General features: G+C 63.6%; 2 protein-coding genes. Both read left to right on the top strand.

Annotated elements, in window-relative coordinates; translation table 11 throughout:
* On the top strand, window positions 1-554 hold a 554-nt coding region (locus WA904_RS20695; protein ID WP_425199017.1), incomplete at its 5' end, for a methyl-accepting chemotaxis protein.
* A gap of 68 nt (window positions 555-622) precedes the next feature.
* Window positions 623-1575, top strand: a 953-nt coding sequence (locus WA904_RS20690; protein ID WP_425199016.1) for an MCP four helix bundle domain-containing protein, incomplete at its 3' end; no start/stop codon positions are given.

The following is a 1575-nucleotide window of genomic DNA, read 5'->3' as shown; positions in this document are numbered from 1 at the left end:
TGAACGCCGCCGTCGAGGCGGCCCGGGCCGGCGAACAGGGCCGGGGGTTTGCCGTGGTTGCCGCAGAAGTGCGCAACCTGGCCCAAAGGAGTGCGGCCGCTGCCAAGGAGATCAAGACCCTGATCGGCGACTCGGTCGACAAGGTCGAGGAAGGCAGCAAGCAGGTGGCCGAAGCGGGCAAGACCATGGATGAGATTGTGGGCAGCGTCAAGCGGGTGACCGACATCATGGCCGAGATCACGGCGGCCAGCCAGGAGCAGACGGCCGGGATAGAGCAGATCAACCAGGCGATCACGCAGATGGATCAGGTGACGCAGCAGAATGCGGCGCTGGTCGAGCAAGCGGCAGCGGCGGCCTCGTCATTGCAGGAGCAGGCCAGTGGGCTGTCCCAGGTGGTCAGTGTGTTCCGGCTGGACAGCAGCCAGGCGGTGCATTACGTGGCACCCCCCCAGCGCACGGCACCGGCCCGCCAGCCTGCGCAGCCGCCTGCAGCCAAACGGGCCATAGCTGCACCCAAGCTGGCGACTGCCAGCGGTGAATGGGAGACCTTCTAGGCCTTGCACTTCCTGGCTTTCAAACCAATCAACCAGGCCTTAGCGCCGCCGTCACAGGAATGAAATTTATGCAGTGGTTCCATCAACTTCGCATCATGGTCAAACTGGTGATCAGTTTCCTCATCGTTGCAGCCATAGGTGCGGCCATCGGCGCACTGGGCATTTTTCACATGAGCCGCATCAATGCGGCCACCGAAAACCTCTACAGCCAGGATGTCCGTGCGCTCAAGGGTGTGCAGGAGGCCACCATCCATCTCATCTATGCGAGCCGTGCCCAGATGAATTTGCTGGCAGCCTCGACCATGGGTGAGCGCAGTGCCGGCACCAAAGCCATCCAGGCGGCCATGCAAGGGCTGGATGCCCGCATGGCCGAGGTCAGGCCCTTGCTGGAAGCCAGCCCGGAGGGCCAGGCCCTGTACAAGCAGTATGAAGACAAGATGCCGCGCTTCAAGGAACAGCTGGGCGGCTTCGTGACCCTGCTCCTGAAACAGTCACTGGACTCGTCCCAGTTTGAAGGCCGCGTCACCGATGACAGCATCGCCCTGATGAAGGAGTCCCGGGGGATCGAGGAGGTGCTCAACCGCATGGTCGAGCGCAGCGATCAGCTGGCCCGGGCCAGCATGGAAAAGGTGGGCGAGACCTACAAGGCCTCACGCCTGATCATGCTGGCACTGGTGCTCAGCGGCATTGTGGCCAGCGTCGGCCTCGGTGTGGCCATTGCCCGGCTGCTGGGACGGCAGATTGGCGGCGAACCGGCTTATGCCTCGGACATCGTTGGCCGCGTGGCTGCCGGTGACCTGGCTGTACCTATCCAGATCCGCAGGGGTGACACCCGCAGCCTGTTGTATGCGATCGAGCAGATGCAGCAGGAACTGGCCCGTGTCATCGACCGGATCCGCCAGGGCACAGACACCATCGCCACCGCCTCCAGCCAGATTGCTGCCGGCAACCACGACCTGTCCTCCCGCACCGAGCAGCAGGCCAGCTCCCTGGAAGAGACCGCCGCCTCCATGGAAGAACT

This window comes from Polaromonas sp., assembly GCF_049790275.1.
Taxonomy (GTDB): Bacteria; Pseudomonadota; Gammaproteobacteria; order Burkholderiales; family Burkholderiaceae_C; genus Polaromonas.
The sequence above is the reverse complement of the archived record's forward strand: the minus strand, read 5'-3'. Positions and strand labels throughout refer to the sequence as shown.